26 protein-coding genes are annotated in these 25,400 nt (G+C 72.1%); 17 read left to right on the forward strand and 9 right to left on the reverse strand.

Annotation, left to right across the window (positions count from 1 at the left end):
- Window positions 1-159: 159 nt before the first annotated feature.
- Complete coding sequence (locus tag IPT68_RS27920; protein WP_189698609.1) at window positions 160-864, forward strand: cytochrome P450; 705 nt, start codon at window positions 160-162, stop codon at window positions 862-864.
- 76 nt (window positions 865-940) lie between these two features.
- On the opposite strand, the gene IPT68_RS27925 is transcribed toward IPT68_RS27920, so the two are convergent.
- From IPT68_RS27925 to IPT68_RS27940, 4 genes are all read right to left on the reverse strand, one after another.
- Window positions 941-1,531 carry a TetR/AcrR family transcriptional regulator gene (locus IPT68_RS27925; protein WP_189698610.1) on the reverse strand — a complete coding sequence of 197 codons (591 nt, stop codon included), beginning with the start codon at window positions 1,529-1,531 and terminating at the stop codon, window positions 941-943.
- 50 nt (window positions 1,532-1,581) lie between these two features.
- Complete coding sequence (locus IPT68_RS27930; protein ID WP_189698611.1) at window positions 1,582-2,817, reverse strand: epoxide hydrolase family protein; 1,236 nt, start codon at window positions 2,815-2,817, stop codon at window positions 1,582-1,584.
- A gap of 55 nt (window positions 2,818-2,872) precedes the next feature.
- A complete protein-coding gene (locus tag IPT68_RS27935; protein ID WP_189698612.1) occupies window positions 2,873-3,343 on the reverse strand; it encodes a nuclear transport factor 2 family protein in 471 nt (156 codons plus the stop codon).
- A gap of 87 nt (window positions 3,344-3,430) precedes the next feature.
- On the reverse strand, window positions 3,431-3,808 hold the full coding sequence (locus IPT68_RS27940) for a nuclear transport factor 2 family protein (RefSeq protein ID WP_189698613.1): 378 nt from the start codon (window positions 3,806-3,808) through the stop codon (window positions 3,431-3,433).
- A gap of 251 nt (window positions 3,809-4,059) precedes the next feature.
- On the opposite strand from IPT68_RS27940, the gene IPT68_RS35090 reads away from it, so the two are divergent.
- From IPT68_RS35090 to IPT68_RS27960, 4 genes are all read left to right on the forward strand, one after another.
- On the forward strand, window positions 4,060-4,794 hold the full coding sequence (locus tag IPT68_RS35090) for a Rossmann-fold NAD(P)-binding domain-containing protein (RefSeq protein ID WP_373300600.1): 735 nt from the start codon (window positions 4,060-4,062) through the stop codon (window positions 4,792-4,794).
- On the forward strand, window positions 4,791-5,480 hold the full coding sequence (locus tag IPT68_RS27950) for an alpha/beta fold hydrolase (protein ID WP_228039953.1): 690 nt from the start codon (window positions 4,791-4,793) through the stop codon (window positions 5,478-5,480). The genes IPT68_RS35090 and IPT68_RS27950 overlap by 4 nt, the downstream gene beginning before the upstream one ends.
- 80 nt (window positions 5,481-5,560) lie before the next feature.
- Window positions 5,561-6,772, forward strand: a complete 1,212-nt coding sequence (locus IPT68_RS27955; protein WP_189698615.1) for an acyl-CoA dehydrogenase family protein — start codon at window positions 5,561-5,563, stop codon at window positions 6,770-6,772.
- Between the two features lie 76 nt (window positions 6,773-6,848).
- Window positions 6,849-7,490 carry a TetR/AcrR family transcriptional regulator gene (locus IPT68_RS27960; protein ID WP_189698616.1) on the forward strand — a complete coding sequence of 214 codons (642 nt, stop codon included), beginning with the start codon at window positions 6,849-6,851 and terminating at the stop codon, window positions 7,488-7,490.
- A 285-nt stretch (window positions 7,491-7,775) separates the two neighbouring features.
- Here IPT68_RS27960 and IPT68_RS27965 read toward each other — a convergent pair whose 3' ends face one another.
- Entirely contained in the window at window positions 7,776-10,898 is a 3,123-nt protein-coding gene (locus tag IPT68_RS27965; RefSeq protein WP_189698617.1) for an NACHT domain-containing protein, read from the reverse strand.
- 340 nt (window positions 10,899-11,238) lie between these two features.
- On the opposite strand from IPT68_RS27965, the gene IPT68_RS27970 reads away from it, so the two are divergent.
- On the forward strand, window positions 11,239-12,036 hold the full coding sequence (locus IPT68_RS27970; protein WP_189698618.1) for a VOC family protein: 798 nt from the start codon (window positions 11,239-11,241) through the stop codon (window positions 12,034-12,036).
- Between the two features lie 390 nt (window positions 12,037-12,426).
- The gene (locus IPT68_RS27975; protein ID WP_189698619.1) at window positions 12,427-13,692 is read left to right on the forward strand and encodes an APC family permease; all 1,266 of its coding nucleotides are present in this window, start codon (window positions 12,427-12,429) and stop codon (window positions 13,690-13,692) included.
- Between the two features lie 322 nt (window positions 13,693-14,014).
- Here IPT68_RS27975 and IPT68_RS27980 read toward each other — a convergent pair whose 3' ends face one another.
- Complete coding sequence (locus IPT68_RS27980) at window positions 14,015-14,500, reverse strand: MarR family winged helix-turn-helix transcriptional regulator (protein WP_189698620.1); 486 nt, start codon at window positions 14,498-14,500, stop codon at window positions 14,015-14,017.
- 151 nt (window positions 14,501-14,651) lie between these two features.
- On the opposite strand from IPT68_RS27980, the gene IPT68_RS27985 reads away from it, so the two are divergent.
- The 6 genes from IPT68_RS27985 to IPT68_RS28010 all read left to right on the forward strand — a co-directional run bounded on the left by IPT68_RS27985 (window position 14,652) and on the right by IPT68_RS28010 (window position 20,532).
- Entirely contained in the window at window positions 14,652-15,812 is a 1,161-nt protein-coding gene (locus IPT68_RS27985) for a PP2C family protein-serine/threonine phosphatase (protein ID WP_189698621.1), read from the forward strand.
- Window positions 15,813-15,959: 147 nt separating this feature from the next.
- Complete coding sequence (locus IPT68_RS27990) at window positions 15,960-16,859, forward strand: STAS domain-containing protein (protein WP_189698622.1); 900 nt, start codon at window positions 15,960-15,962, stop codon at window positions 16,857-16,859.
- A complete protein-coding gene (locus IPT68_RS27995; protein WP_189698623.1) occupies window positions 16,856-17,248 on the forward strand; it encodes an STAS domain-containing protein in 393 nt (130 codons plus the stop codon). The genes IPT68_RS27990 and IPT68_RS27995 overlap by 4 nt, the downstream gene beginning before the upstream one ends.
- Window positions 17,245-17,694, forward strand: coding sequence for an ATP-binding protein (locus IPT68_RS28000; RefSeq protein WP_189698624.1), 450 nt, complete (start codon window positions 17,245-17,247; stop codon window positions 17,692-17,694). The genes IPT68_RS27995 and IPT68_RS28000 overlap by 4 nt, the downstream gene beginning before the upstream one ends.
- Window positions 17,691-18,758: a SpoIIE family protein phosphatase gene (locus IPT68_RS28005; protein WP_189698625.1), complete on the forward strand. Its 1,068-nt coding sequence runs from the start codon at window positions 17,691-17,693 to the stop codon at window positions 18,756-18,758. Before IPT68_RS28000 ends, IPT68_RS28005 begins: the two co-directional genes overlap by 4 nt.
- Window positions 18,742-20,532 carry a SpoIIE family protein phosphatase gene (locus tag IPT68_RS28010; protein WP_189698626.1) on the forward strand — a complete coding sequence of 597 codons (1,791 nt, stop codon included), beginning with the start codon at window positions 18,742-18,744 and terminating at the stop codon, window positions 20,530-20,532. The genes IPT68_RS28005 and IPT68_RS28010 overlap by 17 nt, the downstream gene beginning before the upstream one ends.
- Window positions 20,533-20,678: 146 nt before the next feature.
- Here IPT68_RS28010 and IPT68_RS28015 read toward each other — a convergent pair whose 3' ends face one another.
- Window positions 20,679-21,188 carry a MarR family winged helix-turn-helix transcriptional regulator gene (locus IPT68_RS28015; protein WP_189698627.1) on the reverse strand — a complete coding sequence of 170 codons (510 nt, stop codon included), beginning with the start codon at window positions 21,186-21,188 and terminating at the stop codon, window positions 20,679-20,681.
- A 173-nt stretch (window positions 21,189-21,361) separates the two neighbouring features.
- Entirely contained in the window at window positions 21,362-21,778 is a 417-nt protein-coding gene (locus IPT68_RS28020; RefSeq protein WP_189698628.1) for a VOC family protein, read from the reverse strand.
- A 263-nt stretch (window positions 21,779-22,041) separates the two neighbouring features.
- On the opposite strand from IPT68_RS28020, the gene IPT68_RS28025 reads away from it, so the two are divergent.
- The 4 genes from IPT68_RS28025 (at window position 22,042) to IPT68_RS28040 (ending at window position 24,900) form a co-directional block, all read left to right on the forward strand.
- Window positions 22,042-22,434, forward strand: a complete 393-nt coding sequence (locus IPT68_RS28025; protein ID WP_189698629.1) for a cell division protein SepF — start codon at window positions 22,042-22,044, stop codon at window positions 22,432-22,434.
- A gap of 126 nt (window positions 22,435-22,560) precedes the next feature.
- Window positions 22,561-23,733, forward strand: coding sequence for an AAA family ATPase (locus IPT68_RS28030; protein WP_189698630.1), 1,173 nt, complete (start codon window positions 22,561-22,563; stop codon window positions 23,731-23,733).
- 167 nt (window positions 23,734-23,900) lie between these two features.
- Window positions 23,901-24,218: a nucleotide pyrophosphohydrolase gene (locus IPT68_RS28035; RefSeq protein ID WP_189698753.1), complete on the forward strand. Its 318-nt coding sequence runs from the start codon at window positions 23,901-23,903 to the stop codon at window positions 24,216-24,218.
- A gap of 211 nt (window positions 24,219-24,429) precedes the next feature.
- Window positions 24,430-24,900 (forward strand): DUF6099 family protein, encoded by a 471-nt coding sequence (locus IPT68_RS28040; RefSeq protein ID WP_189698631.1) that lies wholly within the window; start codon window positions 24,430-24,432, stop codon window positions 24,898-24,900.
- A gap of 79 nt (window positions 24,901-24,979) precedes the next feature.
- On the opposite strand, the gene IPT68_RS28045 is transcribed toward IPT68_RS28040, so the two are convergent.
- A complete protein-coding gene (locus IPT68_RS28045) occupies window positions 24,980-25,186 on the reverse strand; it encodes a hypothetical protein (RefSeq protein ID WP_189698632.1) in 207 nt (68 codons plus the stop codon).
- Window positions 25,187-25,400: the final 214 nt, after the last annotated feature.

The following is a 25,400-nucleotide window of genomic DNA, read 5'->3' on the forward strand; positions in this document are numbered from 1 at the left end:
CTCAGCAGCGCTGATGGGTGTACGGCGGCCTCCGGCCCATCGACGTGCGAAGAAGCCGCCAGAGCACTTGCGTGCTCATGGCTGCTCGCGTCGTCTCGTGTGCGACGGGAGGTCGTCATCGCGCGGGGCTCCACCCGGGCACGTTCGAGGTGCGGGGCGGTGGCCGGCGTCGACACGGCCGTACTGTGCGCCCGGCGATATGGGAGTGCTGCGCCGAGCCGCGCAGCGGTCGGCCCCACCGACCTTGTCGACGAGCGCCGAGGAAAGCCGGGAGACGACCTCGTCAGCGTGCTGTTGCGCGCGCGGATCAACGGGCGGCCGCTCTCGGAGGAGGAGATCTCCTACAACTGCATGAACGTCGCGGTGGGCGGCAACGAGACGAGTTCCTGCACCGTTTGTTCCGGACTCCAGGCCCTGATCGGCCATCCGGACCAGTACGACCGCGTGCTGAGCGGTCCGAGCCTGCTGGGGACGGCCATTGAGGAGATGCTCCGCTGGAGTTCCACGAACGCCTGCGTGCAGCGCGTCGCCCATCGTGACGTGGATCGTGCCGGTGTGCGCATCCGCAAGGGCGACTTCGTGACACTGTGGAACGTGTCGGCGAACCGGGATCCGGAACAGTCCGCGCACGCAGACCGCTTCGACGTGCCCGTACGCCCAAGCGGCAGCTGTCCTACGGCGCCGGAATCCATCGCTGCGTCGGCGCTCCGGTGGCGCACACCGAGATGGCGGCCCTCTTCCAGCGACTGCTGTCCGCCGGAGTCCGCTTCAGGCCGTCGGGCGAACCCCGCACGCTTCGCGTCAGCTTCGTCCTCGGCGCGACGCACATGCCGCTGGAATGCGGACAGGCGCGGGAGCACGTAAGGGAGGACGCAGGGCGTTTGACGGGCACCTTGCCTGTTCAAGCGCCGTCGGCCCCTGTCGCGCGGCCAGTGCGCCGCTATGCCGCGTACTGACGGAGCAAGGTGTAGGTCAAGTCCAGCGCGCTCGTCAGATGCCGACTCGAGTTGGTGGCCTTGTCGATCACGGCTCCGCCCTGCAGCGCTGTCAGGACCATCGACGCGAGCTTGTCGACGGGCGCGTCGGCTCGCAGTAGACCGTTCGCCTGCATCTTCTCCAGTTGGCTCCGCAGCAGCTCGCTCCACTGCTCGTAGGCGCGCCCGATGGCCGCGCGCGTGCCGGGATCGTTGTCCAGGGCGCGGCCGGCGAGGCCGGCGACTTCACAGGCGTCGTCCTGCGACTGCAGCTCATGGAGGTGCACCAGATGCCTGATCCACTCCTGCCAGGCTTCCCAGGTGTCCAGCTGCGAGGGCATCGTGGCGGCGATGAGCCGCTCGAGCTGCCGCTCTGTGGCGGCGTGACACAACTCCTCCTTGCCGCCGGGGAAGTAGTGGAACAACTGTCCCTTGCTCGTCTTGGTGGCGCGGAGAACCTCATCCAGGCTGAGGTTCTCCGCGCCACCCTGGACGAGGAGGTCGACGGCGGCTTCCAGAATGCGTGCCTTTGTCGCCCGGCCCTTGGCGGTGGTCATGAAGCGAGTGTACGACTAATGGACTTGTCGGTCCAAAGGTGGAACGCCCGCTACCGCAGCTTGCGGAAGGTTTCACGGATGTCGGTGATGAACGCCTCCGGGTTCTCCCACGGGCCGAAGTGACCGCCCTGGTGGTGGACGTTGACGTTGACCGGGTTGAACCAGGGCCGGGTGGGGCCGTTCTCGAAGGCGGCGATGCGCTCTTCCGGGGTGCGTACCCCGGGCGGGTAGACGTCGCCCAGGAGGAAGGTGAAGCCGGCCGGGGCCTCGATCTGCGGCTGCCGGTCGTGCTCGGGCTTCCAGGGGTGACGGTTGGCGTTGCGGTAGACGCGGATGGAGGAGCCGATCGCCTGGTTGACCCAGTAGATGGTGGCGTTGGTCAGGATGTGGTCGCGGGGAAACGCCTGCTCGAAGTTCCCTCGGCGGTCGCTCCACTTCTTCCAGCGCCTCACCAGCCAGGCGAGCATGCCCACGGGGGAGTCGTTCAGGCCATGGGTGAGGGTCTGCGCGTCGAGCATGTGGACCGCTACGTGGGAGGCGTAGGTCGCGTCGAACTGCAGCAGGTCCTCTCGCAGCCGCGCCGGGGCGTCGTCCGGGATCCGCTGACCGCCGGTGAGGTCCCAGAAGCGGTCGTCCTGGAAGATTCCCGGGATGAGATCGGTTCCGAGGTGCAGGCCGTACAGGTGCCTGGCGTACTTGTGGCCGAGCTGGCTGGTGACCAGGGCTCCGTAGTCCGCGCCGGCGGCCGCGTACTTCTCGTAGCCGAGGACGTCGGTCATCAGGGCGTGGAAGATGTCGGCCATCTTCCAGTAGTTCATGTCGCCCTTGGTGAGCGGCGTGGAGAAGCCGAAGCCGGGGAGTGAGGGGACGACGACGTCGAAGGCGTCGGCGGGGTCTCCGCCGTGGGCCGCGGGGTCGGTCAGCGGTCCGACGACCTTGAGCCAGTCGGCGAAGGTCCAGGGCCAGCCGTGGGACAGGATGATCGGAACCGGCGCAGGGCCCTTGCCCGGCTCGCGCAGGAAGTGCACCGGGGTACCCGCCATGTCGACGCGGTGGTGGGTGAAGGCGTTGAGCCGCTGCTCGGCCTTGCGCCAGTCGAAGCCGTCCGCCCAGTACTCCACCAGTGGCTCGAGGTAGGAGGTGCTGATGCCGTAGTACTCGTCCTCGTTGTCGAGGTCCGGGGCGAAGCGGGTCTGCTTCAGCCGGGCCCGCAGATCGTCCAGGGTGCTTTGCGGGACGTCGATGGTGAACCGCTGCGGGGTGGTGCGGTCGTGCTGGTCACTCATGGTCGTGCTGCTTTCGTTGCGGGGAGGGGATCGGCGCCCCGATGGGCGGCCGGTGTCAGTAGGTGAAGTCCAGGCGCAGGCGGGTCTGCCGGAGTTCGGCGATGTACCAGGCGCCGTCCCTCTTGGTGAACCGGCCGTGGTAGTGGCCGAAGCCGTGCATGGATCTGAACGGGAAGTCCTCCGGTGCCTCCACCTGGCCGTCGGCGGATTCGGCGCGGGTGATCAGGTCTTCCATGGACCAGACGCCGGAGGCGGAGGTCGCCGACTCCACGTCGATCTCGTCGGAGAAGAGGTGGTGGACGAGCGCGTCACGCGGGCCGGCGCTGGAGCCGATGGTCGCGGCGATCTCCGTTCGTCCGCGCATGCTCAGCCAGACCGAGCCGTCCGGCTTGTGCGGGGTGAAGGTGCCGTCCGGGGTGAACAGGCCGGCCAGGTCCTGCCACCGCTTGTGGTCGGCGTAGCGCACATATCGCGCCATCAGCCGGCGCAGGTCCTCAATGGTGCTCAGACGCTCGATGGCGTCCATGGGCAAGTCTCCGTTCTCTGTTCCACGAGGTCGTGGGGGAGGGCGTGGTGCTGTCGGGCGCGCGGTCGTGTCGATCGTGTGCGGCGCTCAGCCCGCTACGAGTTGGGCGGCGTAGGTCGTGTTGGTGTAGTCGCGCCAGGCCGCGATGAGACCGTCGCGGATCTCGTAGACGGCCATGTTCATCACCGGGGCGAGGGGGCGGCCGGGCAGCGCGAGGCCGTGGACCTGTTCCGCGATGACCACGTCCGCGCTGACGGCCTGGTGCACGGTCTCGAACCTGACCTGCTCGAACGTGGCGAAGATGTGCTCCCAGAGCTGCAGGACTGCCGCCCTGCCGTGAACCTCGTCCTCGCCGTAGTTACGGAAGACGACCTCGGGGTGCAGGAACGGCTCCAGGCGGGAGGCGTCCTTCATTTCGAACGTCTCGACGAACCGGCGCACGAAGGCGTCCTTGTCGGTGGTCACGTGCACACTCCCTCTTCCTGGACTTTCAGGTCCATTCAGAGTGTCACCCGATTTTTGGACCGGCAAGTCCAAAGTGGGGGTGTGCGAGGGACGGGCGACGGAGCCGCTCATCGGCGGAGCGGCGGTGGAGTCCGCAACAACGCCTCTGTGGCCGGCGTCGCCGGTGAGCCGTCGGCTGTCGCCTGCGTGGCCGCCCAGCACGGCGTCGTGGCCTCTCCCGCTCCGCGGCACTTGACGCGGTGAAGGAAGGCGTGCGCGTCAACGCCCTGGTCGCAGGACTGGCGGACACCCCGCTGCCGCGCGCCTTCCGGGAGGCCGATCCTGAGGCCGCCCAAGACCTCGTCAACCGGCAGCCGAGCGGCAGGGCCTCCACGGAGGAGGAGACCGCCGCGTTCACCTCCTTCCTCCTTGGCGACGAGTCCCCAGTTCGTCAACGGAGCCGCCCTCGCCGTCGACGGGGCGCCCACCGCCGGTTACTGACGTATCTGCCCGACCCCGGTCATCCGGCTCTTGGCGGTGCGAGCACCAAAGGGAGCCGCCTGGGCGTCGACCCTTGCTGCCGCCGATGCTCTCTTCGTGCTGGGGTCCGGCGATGCCGGAAGCGCCTTCGTGACGTCCTCGCGGTGATCGGCCGACGCGGAGGGCGACCCGGCAAGGACGCCGCCCGGGTGGCCGGCTCCGCGGGTGACCTGGTGGGTGCGTTTCACGCGCCCGGCGTCGGGGCCGCCCGGCCTCGCTCCGCGTGTGCGCGGCCGTGCCCCACGCCTGCTCGCGGCCTCGCGCGCCCTGTGTCCGTGAGGCCCCGGTGTGCGTACGTGTCCCTGGCTCGGTGCCTCGCGTCACCCGACGCATGTTCGCGGGGTCCCGGCGGCCGGCGAGCCAACAAATGGACACCTAGTTGGACAGTGTGTCCAATCCTGCTTAGTGTTCGTCGGGCGCTGTTGAGCGCGGGAGTTCGTCCGATCTTGAGAGTGGACTGTTCGTGAGTGCTGATGAGATATCCCGTCCGACCCTCCTCCTGGTGCATGGGGCATGGCACGGCTCGTGGTGCTGGGAGCCGCTGACCGCGGTACTCCACGCCGACGGCTGGGAGGTCCGGACTGTCGACCTGCCCAGTGCCGGGCGGGAGGCCGGTGTCCAGGACGACGCACGAGTGGTGCTTCAGGAAGTGGCGCGCATCGACGGCCCGGTGGTCGTGGTCGCCCATTCCTACGGCGGTGTACCGGTCACCCAGGCCGTCGCCGAAGCCCCCAACGTCGTGCACATCGTCTACCTGGCGGCGTACCAGCTCGAGGTCGGCGAGAACCTTCTGGGCCGTCACGGCGCGCCCACGCCCTCGAACCCGGACGGCTTCCAGGCCGTGCCCGACCAGCCGGTCCCGCTGTTCTACGCGGACGCCCCCACGGCCGACGCCGAGGCGGCCGCGGCACGGCTGGTACCGCAGAGCACGAGGTCCTTCAGTGAGACGGTGACCGCGGCCGCGTGGCACACGATCCCCTCGACGTACGTCGTCTGCGAGCAGGACCAGGCGCTGCCGCCGCAGCTGCAGGAGGAACTCGCCACCCGGGCCGGCACGGTCCACCGCATGGCCAGCAGCCACTCGCCGTTCCTGTCGATGCCCGGGCGGTTCGCGGCCTTGCTGACGAAGATCGCGTCGGAGCCGGCCCGTTGAGGTCGATCACCCCGCGTACTCCCCGCTCGGCCGGCACGCCGGGCGGCCCTCTCAAGTCCCCAACCGCACAGGAGAACACGGTGCCCAGCGATTCCGACATTGCACTCGACGCCCGGCCGGTGCAGAAGGCCGAAGCGGAACTCGCGGCGCGCGTCGAGGCGCTGCGGCCCTTGCTGCGCGAGCAGGCCGGACGTGGCGAGACGGACCGGGTGGTGCCGGCGCAGATCATCGAGGCGCTGGGGGAGGCGGGTGTCTTCCGGCTGCTCACCCCCAAGCGGTACGGCGGTCTCGAGACCGACCTGCGTACGCTGACCGAGGTGTCGGAGACCCTGGGCACGGCCGACGGCTCCTCCGCCTGGACCGGCATGATCATCGCGGTGACCAACTGGCTGGCCTGCCTGTTCCCGGACAAGGCCCAGGAAGACGTCTTCGGTGCCGACCCCGACGCGCGCGTGACCGGCGTGGCGGCACCGACGGGCATGGGGGAGAAGGTACCGGGTGGCTGGCGGGTCAGCGGCCGCTGGTCGTACAACTCCGGTGCTCCCTATGCCACATGGGCCGCGGTCGGCGCACTGCTCAAGGACGACCACGGCGCGGTCGTCGACCAGGCGCTGGTCCTGATCCCCGCGGGCGACCTCACCATCGAGGACACCTGGCACATGGCGGGCATGAAGGGCACGGCCAGTAACACGCTCATCGCCCGGGACGTGTTCGTACCCGAGTACCGTGCGCTGTCGGTACCGGCCACCGCGGAGGGCGCACGCGTGCGCTCCCGGCCGGAGGAGGCGCTGTACGGCTCCACGTTCGGGCCCATGCTGCTGCTGTGCCTGATGGGGCCGCTTCTCGGGCTGGGCAGGGCGGCCCTGGACATCGTGCTGGAGGCGGCTGCCGCCAAGCCGCTGTCGTTCACCACCCATGCACGGCAGGCTGACTCCGTGGGGGTTCAGATGCAGGTGGCGGAGGCGGCGCTGAAGCTGGAGACGGCCCGGCTGCACACCTACCAGGCGGTCGACGCGGTGGACCGGGCGGCCCCCGTGGCGCCCCTGGACTACGCGGCACGGGCACACATCAGGGCCCAGGCCGGCTACGCGGCACAGCAGGTACTCGAGGCGATCGGAATCCTGCTGAACGCGCATGGTTCGTCCGCGTTCGCCGAGACCCACCCCCTGCAGCGGATCTGGCGCGACGCCAACGTCGCGGCACGGCACGCGGGTCTGATCCCGGCCGTCGGCCTGGAGGTGTACGGCAAGTCACTGCTGGACGTCGACGAGCGCGTGAGCCTCATGGTCTGAGTGCCCCAGCGGCCCGAGGCCCTGGCCGGCCGCCATCCCTGCGGGAGCCTCACCAGCGGCTCCGTAGGATGGCGGCATGGCTTCCACCACGCGACGACGCTCCACCGCGGCCGACCGGCGGGCCGTGCTCGAGGAACGCATCGTGTCCGCTCTGGAGGAACTCCTGCGCGTCGGTCTCACCTACACCGAGCTGAGCGTGGAGCAGATCGCGAACGCGGCGGGGATCTCACGGTCCACGTTCTATCTGTACTTCCGCGACAAGGTCGACGTACTGCTGCGGGTGAGTGGTTCCCTCAGAGCGCGGAGCTACGAGATCACGCGGGCCTGGCAGCCCAGCGGCCCGGACGGTGGCGCCGAGGGCCTGGCACGCACCTACGAACGGATCATCCGGCACTACCGCCAACACGCGGCGCTGCTGTCCGCGATCCACGAGGTGGCCGCGTACGACCCCGTCGTCCGCGACTCGTGGGCGGACCATCAGAACCGCTTCATCGACCATCTGGTGACGAGCCTCGAAGCGGAGCAGCGAGCCGGACGCACGCCGGCCGACATCGACCCCCGTCTTGCCGCCACGCTGATCGTCCAGGGAGGCGGTGCGGTGATCACCCGGCAGGCGGTCGGCAGCGACGGCGGTGACGATGCCCTGGTGGCCCGGGAACTGGCCTACGGCTACTGGTACGGCGTGTACCGCCGTCCGGCAGGGCGGCCCACCGCCTGACGGAACACGACACGGACCTGCCGGTCCGCCCGGCGTGTGAGGTTCTGCCCCGGGACATGGGTCGTCCTTCGACGCTGCGGACGTCGGTTCGAGAGGCGGTGGGCCGAGCAACAGGTCTTACTGCTTTCCAGACCACGTGCCGGACACACCGCTTCGTCAGCCGTGAGACCGGCCTGCCGCCCTCCCCGCCGCAGGCCCGAACCGTGGACCGGACGACGCCGACGGGTGCCCCACCGGCGGCTGATCGCCTTCCACGACGCGTGAGCGTGACGAACCCGCCCGGCCTCACACCCGGTCGTCACTCGGCGCGGGTTCCCCTTCCGGCTCCGGCAACGGCTGTGGCGGCAGGCCTGTTCGTGCGCGCTCCATGTCCGCCCTCGCATGGATCAGCAGTGCCACCGCCTTGATCACGGCCGCCACGCTCATCCCGATCGCCGTGCTCAGTGCACCGACGGCGGTGACCACCTGGGCGGTTTCCGACGGTTCGAGGGAGGTGGACGGCGGGTCGTCGAGGAGTGGGCGGCCGGTCGCGTACGCCAGCGCGAACGCCGTTGCCGCGATGGCGGTCCAGCGCAGGAGTCGGCGCAGTTCAGGGTGGTGGTCCGTGCTGGGTGGTGCCGTGTCGGCCAGGTGGCGCTGGAGGTGCTGGTGGCGGAACTCGTAGCGGGCACCCGTCTGACGCAGTACGCCGAGGCGGTGGGCGTCCTCCAGGAACGTCATCAAGCGCCAAGGAGCCCTGCCCGTCAGCGCCAGCCAGACGCGGGCCGTGGCCGTGCGGCCCCACGCGCTGAGCGCGAGCGCGGAAGTACCGACGGGGACCCAGAGCTCGGTGTGCATGGTGCCGAGGGTGCTGCCCCGGCCGGTCGCGGCGATCAGAAGCAGGCACACCCCTCCCGCGAGGAGGGATGCGACGGCGCTGCGGGTGAAGGTGGCGGTGCGGTCGGTACGCAGGGTGCTGTGTGGGCCGGTGGCGCGGGTGGTGTCCGAGGGGGTGTTCAGGGCGCGGTAGACGCCGGATGCGCAGCCGCCGATCATCCCGACGAGCACTCCGAAGGCCACCAGCGGGCCGACGGCGTCCAGGACCACGGCGGAGGCATCGCGGTGCACCAGCCACAGCCTGACCTGGTGAGGCAGGGCCAGGACCAGGTTGTGGGCGTCCACCTGCTTGCCCTGCCAGGCGGCGGGTGCGCCCGGCCAGTCGGTCACCCAGCCGCCGTCGGAGGAGTTCCGGATCGTCAGCCGGCCCTTGAACGCTCCCGCCTTCTTGTCCCAGGAGATTCGCGCGCCCTTCGCCACGACGAACGGGGCGGCCGACGCCGACCGTTCGACGAGCAGCACCTCCTGCGGTGCCGTCGAGCGGACGGCGCGCCTGCCGTCCGCCGTCGTCAGCCGCCAGCCCTTCACTTCCTCGCCGGCACTCCGGTCGGGAGCCGAGTGGATCTGCACGGCGGCGAAGGTGCCGCTGATCACCCCGACGACGGCGCCGGCGCAGACCCCGACGAGAGTGCAGGCGACGAAGCCCCGCAGCAGTCCGCGGGCGAAGCCGCGCAGTGCCGTGGCAGGCGCGACGTAACCGGCATTCGGGCGGTCGGGGCGGCCCAGGCCGGCCATGAGCAGCACCAGGCCCGCCACGACGCAGGTCAGCGCGGTGACTTCCTCGCCGGTGTAGCCGTAGACCGCCAGCCCGGCGAAGACGATCAGCGCGCCCAGCGCGCGGACCGCCCGGGGGCCGCTCGGGCTGCCCACCCACGGCAGGCTGAGCGGGCCGGGGCGACGGGACAGGCCCGCGACAGCGAACATCATGGACAGGACCAGGCCGAAGCAGCAGCCGTTGAGGTACCAGGTGGGCCGCGGAGTGATGACGGCACCGAGCCGGGAACCGACGAGCGGGGGCACCAGCAGTCCGAGCCCCACTCCGACGACCGCCGCCGCGGCTGTGGTCCGCAGGCCCGTCCGGGCCAGCCACCGCGGTCCCTGCGGGGTCTCCGGCGTCGGGGGCAGCAGGTACGCGAGGCCGAAGCACAGGCCGGTCAGGATGCCCGCGAAGTTCAGCACCGCCGACGCCGGGCTGTCCCAGTTGGCGATCACTCCGCCGCCGTGAACGGCGATGGGTACCAGCAGTGCGGCCGTGGCGATGAGCGCCATCACGGCAGGGCCGATGACACGCAGGGGCCGGGGCATCGCGGCGGGTAGGTCCCACCAGGCCAGATTCCACCCGGAGCCGGTCAGGTCGCGGGCGAGGCGGCTCAGCCAGCGGTGTGCCGCCTTGGGGTGCCAGCTCGTTCCCGGTCCGGCGAACGCCGTCGGGACGAACGCGTTCAGCAGGTGTTCCTCGATGCGATCCGCCGTCGGAAAACGGTCGGGGTCGGTCAGCTCGGCCGGGTCACGGGAAGCGTCCTCGTACACCACACGCGCCAGAGTCACCGTCAGCGGGGAGCGCAGGGCCTCCACCAGCTGTGCCGGAGGAGCTTCCAGGACCGGCGACCAGGCACTGCCGTGGTGTGCGGTGCGTGTCAGGTAAGAGCGTGCGGCGGCGTAGTCCAGCGGCCGCAGTTGCACAACCTCCGCGCCGGTCAGTGCGCCACCCCGCCGCGCCGCGTCCGCCCAGGCCGCGGTGCGACAGGTGAGCAGGACGGGCAGGCGGGCGTCCAGTTCGGAGTTCAGGGAGCGCAGTGCGCTCTCCTGCGCGGCCGGCGGGATCTCGTCGAAGCCGTCGAGCACGGGCAGGACCAGACCGGCGTCCAGCAGCTCCTGCGCGAGTGTGCGCCCTTCCCCCACGGGGGCGGCCGGCGAGCCGTAGTCCTTGGCCAGCCGGTCGGCCAGCCAGCCCCGCAGCGAGAACGAGTACGGATCCCAGCCCGCCAGCGGAAACAACACCGGTACCGGGTCGCCCGCCTGCCGCGCTTCCAACGCACCGAGCACGAATCGCACCGCCACGACGGACTTGCCCGCGCCTGGTTCGCCCAGGACCACCAACCGCCCGGAGCGCACCGCCTGGAACGTCTCGACGACACGAGCCAGCCGCTGGTCTTCCTCCCGGGGGGCGGGTACCGGGACGCCGAGGGCCTGGCCGGCGAGCGGCGGGCCCACCCGGACCCACTGGAGGTCCAGGGGCGCGGGATCGTGCAACCGGCGCCTGCGGGCCTCCGCCGACCACTGCGCCCGTACCGCGTCGGCGAGGGCGTCGGCGGCCTGCCGCCGCCGGGCCTCCGGCGGGTCGGCCGTACCCGGCTCCCCGGGGTTCGTACCGCACACCAGGTCCACGACGAAGGCACACACCGACACGACGGCGGACACCGCCGACACCCACATGGACACGGCGCCCTCGTCGCCACCGTTGCGTGCGTGTACGACGGCCAGCGTCACGAGCGCCCCGCACGCCACCGTCAGTCCGGCACGACGCAGCATGCGTGCATGCCGGAAAGATGTCCCCATCACCACAGCCCCACCGCAACCCGTCTTCCGGTCGTCGGTCACCACGCTGGCACGACGCCGATGACCTACGAGACGAGAACCGCACGGGAACATCACCACAGGTGATTGACCGCACTGGTGTACCCGCGGCGGGCGGTGTTCGGTGTTCCGTGTGGCGACGTACGTGGTCCGAACCGGTTCACTCGGGCGAACACGGACCGGTGGGCCGGGTGCGCGCGTCCACGACGCGTTCCCGTGCCGGCTGCGCCGCCGCGCGAGTGTCAGTGGCGGGTGTCACGCTGTTCCCAGACCGGACCTGCGGAAGGGAATCGCCGTGATCACCACCGACGCCACCCCCGGCTCCCCTTGCTGGCTCGACCTCGGCGCGCCCGACGTCCCGGCCGCCGCCGCCTTCTACGGCGCGGTGCTCGGCTGGGAGTACGAGCCCATGGCCGAGGGAGAGGACATGGAAGGCGGGATGTTCCGGAAGGACGGCAGGATCGTCGCCGGACTCGGCAAGCTCACCGAGGAGGGGGCGCGTTCGGCCTGGATGATCTACTACGCCGTCGCCGACGCCGACGCCACGACCAAGGCCGTCGAGCGCGCGGGCGGCACGGTACGGGTGGCGCCGATGGACCTCGGCGAGTGGGGCCGGATGGCGCAGTACAGCGACCCGCTGGGCGGCGAGTTCGCCGTCTGGCAGCCGGGGACGGACACGGGCCTGGAGCTGGTCGACGAGCCCGGCTCGCTGTCCTGGACCGAGCTGTACACCAGTGACGCCGAAGGCGCGAAGGAGTTCTACGGCGCTGTCTTCGACTGGCAGTTCAGCGACATGGAGCTGCCGGGCGGCGGCGGCACGTACACCCTCATCACCCCGGCCGGGCTGCCGGTGGAACGTATGCAGGGCGGCCTGATGGAGGTCGGTCGGCAGGACCTCGCCCTGGCCGGCGGGCGGCCCTACTGGCACCCCGTCTTCGCCGTCACCGACTGCGACGCGGCGGTCGCCGAGGTCACCGGGAACGGCGGCAGCGTGCAGATGGGACCGGAGGACGCCGAGGGCGTCGGCCGGATGGCCGTCTGCGTCGACCCGTCCGACGCGGACTTCGTGGTGCTCACCCCGGAGCAGACCTGAGCCCGCACGCCGCGGCATTCGTCCCGCGGCGCCGTCACCTGGGCGTCTTCCCGCGCCTGTGCGTCAGCGACATCTCCGCGGTGCGGACGCCGGGCAGGGCCCCGATGCCGGCGGTCAGGCAGTCGTAGGGATGCTCCGGGGTGCGGCAGGGAACGGAGGGGCGAGGTCGGCCGTGACGGTGGGGCCGCCGCGGCGTTCACCGTCGCCCGCGGCTCGCCGGCTCGCCGCGTACCGCGTGAACGCCGCGGCGGCCTGCGAAGAGCGCGGAAGCGGGAGCCCGTGCACACGGTTCGCCACGACGTGTCCGCATGGACTTAACCGGCCTCACCTATCGTCTGCGATACCGGGGCCGCAGGAGTAGCGGCCCGTCGGCCGCCGAAGGAGTGGCTCATGAGCAAGTCGTCGATCACCGGGCGGATACCCGACGAGCTGAACCGAAGGCTCGGGGTGCCGGACGCCGTGGTGATCGGCCTGGGCTCGATGATCGGCGCCGGGATCTTCGCCGCGCTCGCCCCTGCCGCCCACGCGGCCGGCTCCGGTCTGCTGCTCGGTCTCGCCCTCGCCGCCGTCGTCGCCTACTGCAACGCCACCTCCTCGGCCCGGCTCGCCGCCCGCTACCCCGCCTCGGGCGGCACCTACGTCTACGGCCGTGAGCGGCTCGGGGACTTCTGGGGTTACCTGGCCGGATGGGCCTTCGTCGTCGGCAAGACCGCCTCCTGCGCGGCGATGGCCCTCACCGTCGGCGCCTACGTCTGGCCGGGGCAGGCGCACGCGGTGGCGGTCGCGGCGGTCGTGGCGCTCACCGCCGTCAACTACGCCGGCGTGCAGAAGTCGGCCTGGCTGACCCGGGCGATCGTCGCCGTGGCCCTGTCGGTGCTGGCCGCCGTCGCGGTGGCGGCCCTCACCTCCGGCGCGGCGGACGCGGGCCGGCTGGACCTCGGGGGCGACATGACGTTCGGCGGCGTGCTCCAGGCGGCGGGCCTGCTGTTCTTCGCCTTCGCCGGGTACGCCCGCATCGCCACCCTGGGCGAGGAGGTCCGGGATCCGCGGCGCACCATCCCCCGGGCCATCCCGATCGCCCTCGGCATCACCCTCGCCGTCTACGCCGTGGTCGCCGTCGCCGTCCTGGCCGTGCTCGGACCGCAGGACCTGGGCCGGGCGACCGCCCCGCTGTCGGACGCCGCCCGTGCCGCGGGCGCCGACTGGCTGGCGCCGGTCGTGCGGGTCGGCGCCGCGGTGGCCGCGCTCGGCTCGCTGCTGGCGCTGATCCTGGGCGTCTCGCGCACCACCCTCGCGATGGCCCGTGACCGGCATCTGCCGCACGCCCTCGCCGCGGTCCATCCGAAGTACAAGGTGCCGCACCGCGCCGAACTCGTCGTCGGCGCGGTGGTGGCGGCGGTCGCCGCGACGGCGGACGTGCGCGGCGCGATCGGGTTCTCGTCGTTCGGTGTCCTGGCGTACTACGCCGTCGCCAACGCCTCGGCCTGGACCCTCGGCCCGGAGGAGGGGCGTCCCCACCCTCTGGTCCCGGTGGTCGGAGTCGCCGGATGCCTCGTACTGGCGTTCGCGCTGCCGGTCTCCTCGGTGATTTCCGGGGCGGCGGTGCTGGCCGTCGGGGCCGCGGTCTACGCGGTGCGGCGGCGGCTCGCCCGGTAACGGGCAGCCGCCTGACCGTGGCCGCAGCCGTCCGTGGGCGGCCGGGGCCGGGTCTTCCGAGCCTCCCCTTCCTCGCCTCGCCGAGTCGGATGCCCTTCCGAGACGTCGACCACAATTGCGCAGGTCGTCGCTGTTCGGGGTAACCGATACGAAGCGGCAGCCCAGTCAACAGTTGCCGTTTGACAAGTATGCGACGAGGCAAGAAAGTAACCGTGTCGGACGGGCACGGGGAAGGGTCTGGAATGTGTTCCGGTGAACGGAGGTCACTCCGTGCTGTGCGCCGACGCGGCAGGCCGTGGAGGCCGCCGGCGCGGCGGGAGGGTCAGGCGGTCCGGTCGCGGGCGTCGTCGGCGTCCTGTATCCGTGCCGCGGCCGCGTCGCAGAACGCCTCGAGCCCCTGCACCAGCGCGATCCGCTTGGCGGCGGGCATCTGCTCCAGCACCGACTGCAACGCCTGCTCCCTGCGCGCGCGCAGATCGGACAGGAAGGCACGCCCCCGGCCGCTGAGATACAGCCGTACCTCCCGCCGGTCGGCGGGGCTCACCGCGCGCTCGACGAACCCGGCCGCCTGGAGCCGGTCGCACAGGCGGCTGGTCGACGGCGGTGTGGAGGCGAGCGAGTCGGCGAGGGTGCGCAGATTGATGCCCTCGTGGTGCTCCAGGATGAGCAGTACGCGCAGCTGGGAGGCGGACGCGGGCGCGGTGGAGGCCCGGCCCCACAGGACCTCCAGCAACTCCGCGGCCGTGGAGGTCACACGTGCGGCGACCTCGTCCGGCTGGGGGCGGGGGCGGAAGTCAGTCACGGTCACACTCTCGCAGGCGCTGGGATGACCGCAAGAGTACTAGGCCTGCGACCCGGCCGGAGAGTGCCCGGACGACCGATACGGGGCACCCGGACAGATGTGTAGCCCGAGTGAGGACCCGTTGGCGTATCGGTGAAGGATTGGTGTGTTGATCGGCGTGAACAGATTCATCGCCGCTGAGCGCGCGCTGCGCACGGCGGCCCCCCATGAGTTGCTCGACGCTGTCCGCCGTGTACTGGTCGAGCAGTACACGGCGGAGTCCGTCGAGCTCTACATGGCCGACTACGGCCTGACCGTGCTGCAGCCGGTGTCCGTGCTGCCGCACACCCAGGAGCCGGTGTCGGCCCACAACAGCCCTCAGGGCAGGGCCTTCGGCGCCCAGCGGCCCTTCGTGCAGGATGTGCGCGACGGTGCGGTGTGCGCGCACCTGCCGGTCACCGTGCGCGGCGACCGGCTCGGCGTGCTGTCGGTGACACTGCCCGGCGGTGGCCACGTGGACGGCAGCCTCGGCGAGCTGGCCGAGATCGCGGAGGTGCTCGGACACGAGGTCGTCGTCGCCGAGCGGGACACCGACATCTATGTCCAGGCCCGGCGCCGGGACCGGCTCACCCTGGCCGCCGAGATGCAGTGGCAGCTGCTGCCCGGCCGGTCCTGCTCCGCCCCCGAGTACGAGCTGGGCGCCCAGCTGGAGCCCGCGTACGCGATCTTCGGGGACAACTTCGACTGGTCCGCGACGGCCGACCGGCTGACGCTGTACGTCACCAACGGGATGGGTGAGGGCATAGAGGCCTCCCTGTTGACGAACCTGGCGATCAACGCCTTGCGCAACGCCCGGCGGGCCGGCATCCCCATCGCCGACCAGGCGGCCCTCGCCGACCAGGCCGTCTACGCCCACTACCGGGGCCGCAGCTATCTGTCGGTGCTGATGTTCGACTTCGACCTGGCCACCGGCCACGCACGGGTGGTGGACGCCGGTTCCCCGCAGTTGCTGCGACTGCGGGGCGGTACGGTCGAGCGTGTCACCTTCGAAGCCCAACTCCCGCTGGGCATGTTCGAGGAGACCGACTACGTGGCGCAGGAATTCCGGGCGGAGCCCGGCGACCGGCTCGTCTTCGTCAGCGACGGGGTCTACGCGACCGCCTCCCCGGGCGGGGAGGCGTACGGGGACACGGCGCTGGCGCGAGCGATCCTGGCCACCCGCCTGCTCCCCGCGGCCGAGGTCCCGCGTGCCATCCTCCGCGAGCTGACCGGCCACCGAGGCCGGCCCGTCCCGGACGACGACGCCCTCGTGCTGTGTCTGGACTGGCACGGAAGATGACCCCGGCCACGGGCCGAGTCCCGCCGGGGGCGGTGATCGCGGGTTGTTGTTCGGGCCGCGGCCCCGAGGCTAATGTTTGTCATACGGCAATAAATGGCTGAAGTCGAGCCGTTCGCAGGGTCGCAGGATCCTGTGGAGAAGGAGACGATGCAGGTGCAAGAGCAGGACGCGGCGAACGAGTCGGCGGCGCGGCAGGTGGCCGCCTTTCTCGACCGTTCCCGGGAGCAGATCGCCCAGCGCTGGGCCGACGCCGCTCTGTTCCGTACGGTCTTCACCGTCTCCCGCGACGAGGCGGTCGAGGCCGGCAAGGCCGTGGTCGACGCCCTGGCGGCGGTCGCCGGCACCGGACGGCTGGAGGACATCGCGGCGCCCGGATTCGAGGGCGTGCGGGACCAGTTGGGGCGGATGGCCTCCTCCCGGGCCCGTGCCGGACTGAGCCCGGCGCAGATCGCCGACGAGGTCGCCGCGCTGCGCGTACCGGCGGTCGCCCTGCTGCGCCAAGGGTTCGCCGACCCGGACGATCCGCAGACCGGCGACAGTGTGCTGGCGCTGACCGTGCTCATGGGCACCCTGCGGCTGGTGGTGATGGAGCGGGCACTCAGCGCGGGCGAGGAGCTGATCGAGCGTCAGCGGCAGCAGCTGATGGAAGTGGCCACCCCGGTGGTCAAGTTGTGGGAGGGCACCGTCGCCGTACCGCTGATCGGCACGCTGGACAGTGCCCGCAGCCAGGTCGTGATGGAGAACCTGCTGGACGCGATCGTCGCCCAGCGCGCCCGGTACGCCATCCTCGACATCACCGGTGTGCCCACCGTCGACTCGCTGGTCGCCCAGCACCTGATGAAGACGGTGGCGGCGGCCCGGCTGATGGGCGCCGAGTGCATCGTCTCCGGCATCCGCCCCGCGATCGCGCAGACCATCGTCCACCTCGGCATCGACCTCGGATCCGTGCTCACCCGCGCCAGCCTCGCCGACGCGCTGGCCTACGCCATCACCCAGCAGGACGCCGAGGACCGGTCGTCCGCGGCGGCGGGAGCGAGCCGGCGATGAGCGCGTCCGCCGCCGGCCCCGCGGCCCCGGTGCCCGTACTGGCACTGGGGGACGTCCTGCTGGTCACCCTGCAGGGTGAGTTGCACGACGGGATGGCCGAGCAGCTCCAGCAGGACATCACCCAGCGCATCGCCGACAGCGGGGTGACCGGGGTGGTCATCGACATCTCCGGCGTGGACATGGTCGACTCGTTCCTCGGCCGCGTCCTCGCCGAGATCGCCTCCAGCGCCGGCCTGCTGGCCGCCCGTACGGTGCTGGCCGGCATGCGGCCCGCCGTGGCGATCACGCTGGTCGAACTCGGGCTGACCCTGCCCGGTCTGCTCACCGCCCTGGACACCGAACGCGCCTTGGAACTCCTCGGCCACGGGGCGGGCAGGGGGCGAACATGACATCGACCTCGCGCCAGGCCGCCTCGACCAGCCTGCCGATCGGCTCGGACGCCGACCTGGCCCGGGTACGGCAGCAGGTGCGGCAGGTCGGTGCCGAACTCGGCTTCGGACTCGTGCAGTTGACCAAGCTGGTCACCGCGGCCAGCGAACTGGCCCGGAACACTCTCGTCCACGGCGGCGGAGGGCACGTGGAGATCACACCGTTGGACAACGGACAGGACCGCGGACTGCGGCTGTCGTTCGTCGACACCGGCCCCGGCATGCGGGACGTCGAACTGGCCATGACCGACGGCTACACCACCGGCGGCGGCCTCGGTCTCGGCCTGAGCGGGGCCAAGCGCCTGGTCCACGAACTGACCATCGACACCGCGCCCGGCCGGGGCACCACCGTCACCGCCGTCGCCTGGAACTCCGTACTCCCCAGCAACCGCCCGGGGACCGCATGAGCCGGGTCTGGGACATCCCCGTCCACGACTCCACCCGGGTCCGGGACGTCCGGGTCGCCGCCGAGGAGGCCGGCGCCCGGGCCGGGCTCGACCCGCACCGCGTCGCGGTGGCCGCCCTGGTGGCCACCGAACTCGCCACGAACCTCGTCAAACACGCGGACGGCGGCCGCATCGTGATCAACCTCGTCGAACGCCCCGGCGCCGACGCGCCCGTGCCCTCGGTCCAGCTCGTCTCCCTCGACCACGGGCCCGGTATCACCGACGTCGAGGCCGCCCTGCGCGACGGCCACACCACCGCCCCCGCCTCCCTCGGCGCGGGCCTCGGCACCTGCCTGCGCATATCCAGCGATTTCGACCTGTACAGCGTCCGCGGCCGGGGCACCGTGGCGATCGCCCGCATCGACCGGACCGCCGCGCCCCGCAACGCCGCGCCCCTGCCCTGCCCGCGCGTGGGAGGCGTCAACATTCCGCTCGCGCAGGCCGAGCACTCCGGCGACGCCTGGAGCTGGGTCCGTACCCCCACCCACCTGACGCTGATGCTCGCCGACGGGCTCGGCCACGGCGCGAAGGCCGCCCAGGCCTCCGGCGCCGCCGTCGAGGAACTGCACCGCACCGGACACCTGACGCCCGTGGAGATCCTGCGGCACCTCAACACCGCGCTGCGGCCCACCCGCGGCGCGGCCGTCGCCATAGCGAAGATGGACATGGACACCGACCAGCTCCAGTTCGCCGGCATCGGCAACATCGGCGCCCGTCTGCACTCCGACGGGGCCTGGCAGCCGCTCGTCTCCCGTCCCGGCATCGTCGGCTCGCAGTTCCCGGCAGCCGTCCCCCAGCAACGGCTGCCGTGGCGGCCGGACAGCCTGCTCGTCCTGCACAGCGACGGACTGCCCAGCCGCTGGACCCCGCCCGCCGACCCCCGCCTCCTCCACCACGACCCCGCGGTGGTGGCCGCGGCCGTCCTGCGCGATGCCAGCAGCGCCGCCCGCCCCGTACGCGACGACACCAGTGTGGCCGTACTGGCCCCCGACAGCCGGACCTGCGCCCATGACCGCCGCCCCTGACACCTGGACCATCAGCTCGGCCGCCGACGCCGCCCGGGCGCGGAGCGCCGTCGCCCGGCTCACGGCACACGCCCCGGCCCTCGACCGCGCCCGCTTCCTCACCGACCTCACCGCACACCTGCGGCGCTGCCTCGACGAGGGCGGCGCGGAACTCGTCCTCGGCTCCCGTGACGCCGACCGGCTCCAGATCGACGTACGACCCACCGGCCGGCCCCCGCACCGGCTCACCCTCACCTGCCCCCAGCGCCCCGGCGGGGACGGCGCCGACAGCCCCGACCTCGCCGACGCCCTGCTCACCGCGGACCGGGACACGGGGGAGCTGGTGGAACAACTCGACACCTCCAGAGAGGAAGTGGACGACCTCCGGGCGAAGCTGGACGAGAAGGAGGCCCTGGTCCGCCTCCACCGCGAGGAGCTGCACGAGACCAACCAGGGCGTACTGGCCCTGCACGCCGAACTCGACGCGGCCGCCCTCGCCCAGCGGGAACTGCTCGACGCCGAGCGGGCCGCGCGCGCCGAGGCGGAGAAGGCCCGCGGGCTGCTGACGTTCCTCGCCGACGCCAGCGCCGCCGTGACCGCCTCGCTCGACCACGAGGCCATCCTGCGCCGCCTGCCCGAACTACTCGTCCCCGAGTACGCCGGCCAGGTCGACGTCTGGCTCTTCGACGACGAGCGGGTGCCCCGGGGCGGCGGACGCCCCGCGGCCGCCGTGGCCGCCGCCCGCACCGGCCGCCCCAAGCACGCCGCCGGCCACCCCGGCGGACTCCCCGGCGTGGACGACCTGCCCCCCTCCGTGCTCGCCCCGGACCGGCCGCTGCTGTGCGTTCCGCTCGTCGCGCACCGCATGCTGGGCGTGCTGACGCTGACCGCGCCCGGCCCGCGCTTCGACCCGGACACCTCCGTGATGCTGGTCGAACTCGCCCGCCGGATCGGCACCGCCCTGGACCACGCCCGCCGCTACGAGCAGCACCGCGACGTCGCCGAGGCCCTGCAACGCGCCCAGCTCACCGACCTGCCCGACGTCGAGGGCCTCAGCCTGGCCGCCCGCTACCTGCCCGCCACACGAGGGCTCAACATCGGCGGCGACTGGTACGACGCCTTCCCGCAGCCCGACGGCAGCCTGCTCGCGGTGATAGGGGACGTCACGGGGCACGGACTGCGGGCGGCCGTGATGATGGGTCAGCTGCGCACCGCCCTGCGCGCGTACGCCGTCGAGGGCGACGGGCCCGGCCGGGTCCTCACACGGCTGCACCGCATGCTCCGTCACCAGCAGCCCGACCTGTACGCCACCGCGGTCGTCGCCCGCTTCCGGCCCGGCGACCCCACCCTCGTCTGGGCCGCCGCCGGTCACCCGCCCCTCGTGGTGCGCGAACCGGACGGCTCGGTGCGGGTCCTGGACGCCAAGCCGGGGATCATGCTGGGGGTGCCCATCCCGTACGAGTTCCAGGAGCACGCCGTCGACCTCCCCCTCGGCTCGACCCTCGCGCTGTACACCGACGGCCTGGTCGAGCGGCGGGCTCTGGGCATCGACCCCGGCATCGACCGGCTCACCGAGGCCATGGCCGCGCTGAGCGCGACGGAACTGGAGCGCGACCTCGACGCCTCCGCCCAGTCACTGCTGAAGCCGTTGCTGGACGACTCCGAACGCGACGACGACGTCTGCATGCTGCTCTGTCACACGATCCGGACACCGGGACCCGTACCGGTGCCGTCCCCGCGGTCGGACCGGGGCGCCGTCCGGACGCAGGCCCCGGACCGGTCTGTGCCGCGGTAGCGCCGCGGCAGCACGGCTCGGGGCGAGGCCGGGGACCTCCCCTGCCACGACGGCTTCGAGGTGTCGAGGCGCCGGGAGGGAGGTGGCGGGAGCCCGGACGGCCACCGAACCGGATTCCTCCATGGGTCGGCACCGGTTCGTCCGGTTCAGGTGTCGGGCGCCGCGTCCCCCGGCAGCGGCGCCTGCTGTGTCCGGGTCGCCAGGAACGCCCGCAGCCCCCGGCTGAGCGCGTCCCGTTCGGCCGGCTCCATCCCCGCCAGCGTCGCCCCCAGCGCCCGTGCCCGCCGCTCCGCCACATCGTCGAGCACGTGCCGGCCATGGGCCGTCAGACTCAGCCGCACCTCACGCCGCCGGTGCGGATGCAGCGCCCGCTCCATCAGCCCCGCCGCCTCCAGCCGGTCGCACAGCCGGCTGGCCGTCGGAAGCCCTATGTCCAGCCGCTCCGCCAGCCCCGTCAGATTGAGCCCCGGTGCCACCTCCAGCGCCCGCAACGCCCGCAACTGGTGCAACGACAGGCGCAGCGCGGCGCCCTGCGCCGACAGCGACCACAGGTTCGCCAGGTTCTCCACGGCATCCGCGATGTCCGGCGCGACGGCCTCCGGACCGTCAGCCGATCCCTTCGCCTGATCGTCGCCGGGGCCGCCGAGGTGGGTCACGAAAACATCACTTTCAGTAAGCTCCGGGCGGGTCGAAGTCCCCCTTTCAGAGGCTGTACCCGAAGCGTGCGACGCCAAGCAGCCCGGCTCGGGTCGGCAGCCCGCCGGACCGGGGCCCCGATCCGGCGTCGCTCGTCACGTCACGGCGTTGGTCCGGCTCCCGCGCGACCCGGTCAGCCCTGCCGCTCGGTGATGTTGACCATCCAGGCGACGCCGAAGCGGTCCGTGCACATGCCGAACACGTCGCCCCACATCTGTTTCTCCAGCGGCACGGACACCGAGCCGCCGGCCGACAACTGCTCCCAGTAGCCGCGCAGTTCGGCCTCGTCGTCGCCGCTCAGGCTGATCGAGTACGCGTTGCCGCGGCGGTAGTCCTCGCCGGGCGGGGTGTCCGCGCCCATCAGCGTGAACCCGCTCGGCGACTCCAACATGCCGTGCATGATCTTGTCGGCGTCGGCGGCGCCCGACCGGCCGCCGATCTCGCCGTAGGTGTTCAGCGACAGCGTGCCGCCGAAGACCTCCTTGTAGAACTCCATCGCCTGACGGGCGTCGCCTTCGAAGACGAGATAGGGGTTGAGCCGCGAAGCCATGAGAACCTCCCGAAGGGACCGGACGGTCATTGCTCGGCACACTAGCCGGGGCCACTGACAACGGCCTGTCACGTACGACCGTGCCCCTTTGTCCGCGCTCACGGCCCTTCGCTCCCGGCCGGCACGACGACCGACCGCGGCGGTCGGGGCGGTCGGGGCGGTCGGGGCGGTCGCGGACCGTGTCGCTGTTCGGCCGAACGGGTGACATGGCGTAAGAATTGACTGGTGCAGGCGATGAGTGCGAGGCAGATCGGGGGGAGCCGGTGAACCGCCACGACGTCACCGATGAACAGTGGGAGGGGCTCGCCCAGGTCGTGCCGCTGCGGGGCCGGGACGCCTGGCCGTCGGCGGTGGGCCACCGGGCCCTGCCGGACGCGGAGACCGAGACCCGCCGCCGGTTCGTCGTCCTGCGCGTCAACGTCTTCGCGGACGCCCGCGAGGTCGCCGAGACCCTCATGGCAGGCATCCCGGTCCTCCTGGACCTCACCGGCGCCGAGACCGAAGTCGCCAAGCGCGTGCTGGACTTCAGCACCGGCGTCGTCTTCGGCCGGTCGAGCGGGATGCACCGCGTGGACCGCAACGTGTTCCTGCTGACGCCGCCCGGGACCGAGGTCCAGGGACTGATGGAGGGGGCGGCGGGCGTTCCGGGGGTGTGACGGTCCCATCCCCGGGACAAGGGGTGGGCCGCGCCGGGGCAAGGACGCGGGTCGTCGTCGCCCGATCGTAGGAAGGTGCGACAGGCGGAACGGTTCCGCCGCCTCGGCGTCTTCTACGGTCCGGACATGACCGCTCCCCCCACCACCTCCCCGCCCCGCAACCCCTACCCGCCGGGCCGGGGGTGTCCGGAGCGGCCGTGCGTCACGGAGTTGCGGCTGTCCGCGTTCGCCGGGCACCGAGGGGCAGGCTTCCCCCTGGGGCCGTGCACGCTGCTCGCCGGGCCAAGCGGTTCCGGCAAGACGACCGCGCTGCGGGCGTACCAGGCGCTGGCCCGGCTCGGCGGTGGGGCTTGCCTCCAGGAGGTGTTCCCCGACCCGCTCGCCTGCGTGCCGGAGCGGGCGCGGCCGGACGCCCAGCGGCGGCGCGGTTTCCGGATCGGCTGCACGGCGGACGGTCCCGAGGGGCCGGTACGGCTCGACGTCGCCGTGCAGGCCGAACCGGAACTGCGCGTCGTCGGCGAACGGTTGACCTCCGGTCCGCTGGTCCTGCTGGAGACCGCGCTGCGGGATCCCGGCCGGCGCGCCGTGCAGGCCGCCTGGCACACCGGGGGATCGGCGCCCGTGACGCGGGCCCCGCTGCCCGACGACCGGCTCGGCACCGCGCTGCTGCCGTTGCGCGTGGCGGGCAAGACCGACGGGCAGCGGCAGGTGCTCGCCGCCGCCGAGCAGATGGTGGTGGCCCTGCGGTCGGTGTTCGCCTGCGACCCGCTGCCCGAGCGGATGCGCGCCCCCGTGCCGGCCGGTTCCGGACGTCTCCTCGGCGGCTGCGCGAACCTTGCCGAAGTGCTGTTCCGGACCAGGGAGGAGTGCGGGCGGCGGCACGGGCAGTTCGTCGCGGCGGTACGGGCCGGCTGCGCCGGGAACGTCGTGGACGTCCTGGCCGAACCGGCGGCCGACGGCACGATCCGGGGGAGCCTCGACCGCGGCGACGGGTACCGGACCGGCTTCGGGCGGCTGGGCGACGGGGAGTTGCGCTACCTCGCGCTCGCCCTGGTCCTCTTCACGGGGCCCGGTGTCCTCGAGGTCGACCCGGTCGGTGAGGTGCCCGCCGCGTTGCAGACGCTCACGGTGCTCGCCGACGGCTTCGACCGCGCGCTCGACGTGCCGCAACGCACCGAACTGCTGCGGCTGGCGGCCCGGATGGGCGAGCGCGGGCACATCCGCTGCGTCGGCGCGGTGAGCGACGCCTCCTGGGCGGCGGAGGAGGACGGGATCACGGTGGTACACCTGAAGCCGTGACAGCGCAGCCCGAACAGCCCGAACAGCCCGATCAGCCCGGGCATCCCGATCCGTCCGATCGGCCCGAACAGCCCGATCAGCCCAGGCATCCCGATCCGTCCGAACAGCCCGATCAGCCCAGGCATCCCGATCGGCCCGGACATCCCGACCGCCCCCAACCCCCGGACCTGGCCGCCCTCCAGCGCCGGCTCGCCGCTTTCGCCGCCGCGCGGCACTGGCAGCCGTACCACACGCCCAAGAACCTGGTCGCCGCGCTCAGCGTCGAGGCCTCCGAACTCGTCGAGATCTTCCAGTGGTTGACGCCCGAGGAGTCGGCCCGTGTCATGGCCGACCCCGGCACCGCGCACCGCGTCAGGGACGAGGTCGCCGACGTGCTGGCGTATCTGCTCCAGCTGTGCGAGGTGCTCGGCATCGACCCACTGGCCGCACTCGCCGCGAAGATCGACCGCAACGAGGAGCGGTTCCCGGCACCGGACGGCCCGTGAGGCCGCCCGCCGCGGGGCCGTATCAGGGGCGGGAGTGCGGTGCTCCACTTTCACTCTGTGTATCCGAAATCCGAACCGCGGCCGAATTGTTGTCCACAGATTTCCGTCTTCCTCTAGCTTTTCGTCTCAGGCGCCCTCACGCTGGGTAGTGAACCGGGTAGGTTCGGGCAGACGTGCGGAGAGAGCGCGTCGGGACAGACGGGGGCAGCGCATGGACGCGGTGCGACTCATCCTGACGAGCAGGCGTGCCCTGGCGGGAAGCGGTGAGGTCGCCGAGATCATGACGGAGGTGTGGCAGGCACAGGCCCTCGCTCAGGCGATCGGCAGCCGTCTCGCGGTCTTCGGTCCGCCTGAACTGCGCGGTGAAGCATTGGGGTTGACGGAACTGGCGGGCCGCGGCTGCGGAGTGCTGGACGCCCCGGAGCTGGCCCCCGGTGAGCTGCGCGCGGCCCAGCTCACCGAACTGGGCGACGTCCGCCAGGCCCTGCTCCACCTGGGCAGTCTGCTCGGCGAGGTGGGCATAGCCCTCGTCGGCATCACCTGCGCCGCTCCCGACGAGGGGACGTACTGGCAATGCATGGAGGCCATCGACGCGGCGGACGAGTCGCGGGACCGGGTCCTGGAGCTGCTGCGCAAGCTGGCGGACCGCGAACAGGCCGTACCCGCACGGGAGGCGGGCTAGGGCCTGTCGTGTGGATCACGCCGCAGACGCCGGCCGGCACCGTCGAATCCCTGTGGCCTGATCCGACAGGCCCTGGACGTCAGATCCGGCCCAGCCCTTCAGGTGGCTCGACCGCCCGCTCCGCCGGCGCCGGTGGAGCCGATCTGTTGGTGCCCGCCGCCTGAAGATCCGCGTCCAGGGCCGACAGGTCCGCGTTCAGCGTCGCCATCAGCTCCTCCATCTGCTGCAGCAGCCCCTTCGGCTGGGCGTCGGCCCCGCCCTGCTGCGGCACGGTCTCTTCCGACATGACGGCCTCCTCGGCCCTGGCCCCCCCGGGGAGGCCGGTGCGGGTGTCACCCCGGCGTCGACGGCGTCGACCGGCCGGTGCGGGCGCCGGGCGGTCCGGCTCCGCCCGAGCCAACGATCACCACTGGGGCGGGTCACTGGCGCGGCCGCGCACCCGTGAAGCGCTTTGACGCATTTCACCCTCGGCGGGGACGGGGTGGCGCCCCGCGCGACGG

This window comes from Streptomyces chromofuscus, from assembly GCF_015160875.1.
In the GTDB taxonomy this organism is placed as follows: Bacteria; Actinomycetota; Actinomycetes; order Streptomycetales; family Streptomycetaceae; genus Streptomyces; species Streptomyces chromofuscus.

Coding starts and splice junctions, on each gene's coding strand:
- IPT68_RS28045 (WP_189698632.1), bottom strand. CDS start 25,186: ATGTCGGAAGAGACCGTGCCGCAGCAGGGCGGGGCCGACGCCCAGCCG.
- IPT68_RS27935 (WP_189698612.1), bottom strand. CDS start 3,343: ATGGACGCCATCGAGCGTCTGAGCACCATTGAGGACCTGCGCCGGCTG.
- IPT68_RS27930 (WP_189698611.1), bottom strand. CDS start 2,817: ATGAGTGACCAGCACGACCGCACCACCCCGCAGCGGTTCACCATCGAC.
- IPT68_RS28030 (WP_189698630.1), top strand. CDS start 22,561: ATGACCGCTCCCCCCACCACCTCCCCGCCCCGCAACCCCTACCCGCCG.
- IPT68_RS28005 (WP_189698625.1), top strand. CDS start 17,691: ATGAGCCGGGTCTGGGACATCCCCGTCCACGACTCCACCCGGGTCCGG.
- IPT68_RS27995 (WP_189698623.1), top strand. CDS start 16,856: ATGAGCGCGTCCGCCGCCGGCCCCGCGGCCCCGGTGCCCGTACTGGCA.
- IPT68_RS28010 (WP_189698626.1), top strand. CDS start 18,742: ATGACCGCCGCCCCTGACACCTGGACCATCAGCTCGGCCGCCGACGCC.
- IPT68_RS28000 (WP_189698624.1), top strand. CDS start 17,245: ATGACATCGACCTCGCGCCAGGCCGCCTCGACCAGCCTGCCGATCGGC.
- IPT68_RS28020 (WP_189698628.1), bottom strand. CDS start 21,778: ATGGCTTCGCGGCTCAACCCCTATCTCGTCTTCGAAGGCGACGCCCGT.
- IPT68_RS27960 (WP_189698616.1), top strand. CDS start 6,849: ATGGCTTCCACCACGCGACGACGCTCCACCGCGGCCGACCGGCGGGCC.
- IPT68_RS27965 (WP_189698617.1), bottom strand. CDS start 10,898: ATGCTGCGTCGTGCCGGACTGACGGTGGCGTGCGGGGCGCTCGTGACG.
- IPT68_RS27990 (WP_189698622.1), top strand. CDS start 15,960: ATGCAGGTGCAAGAGCAGGACGCGGCGAACGAGTCGGCGGCGCGGCAG.
- IPT68_RS27975 (WP_189698619.1), top strand. CDS start 12,427: ATGAGCAAGTCGTCGATCACCGGGCGGATACCCGACGAGCTGAACCGA.
- IPT68_RS27925 (WP_189698610.1), bottom strand. CDS start 1,531: ATGACCACCGCCAAGGGCCGGGCGACAAAGGCACGCATTCTGGAAGCC.
- IPT68_RS28040 (WP_189698631.1), top strand. CDS start 24,430: ATGGACGCGGTGCGACTCATCCTGACGAGCAGGCGTGCCCTGGCGGGA.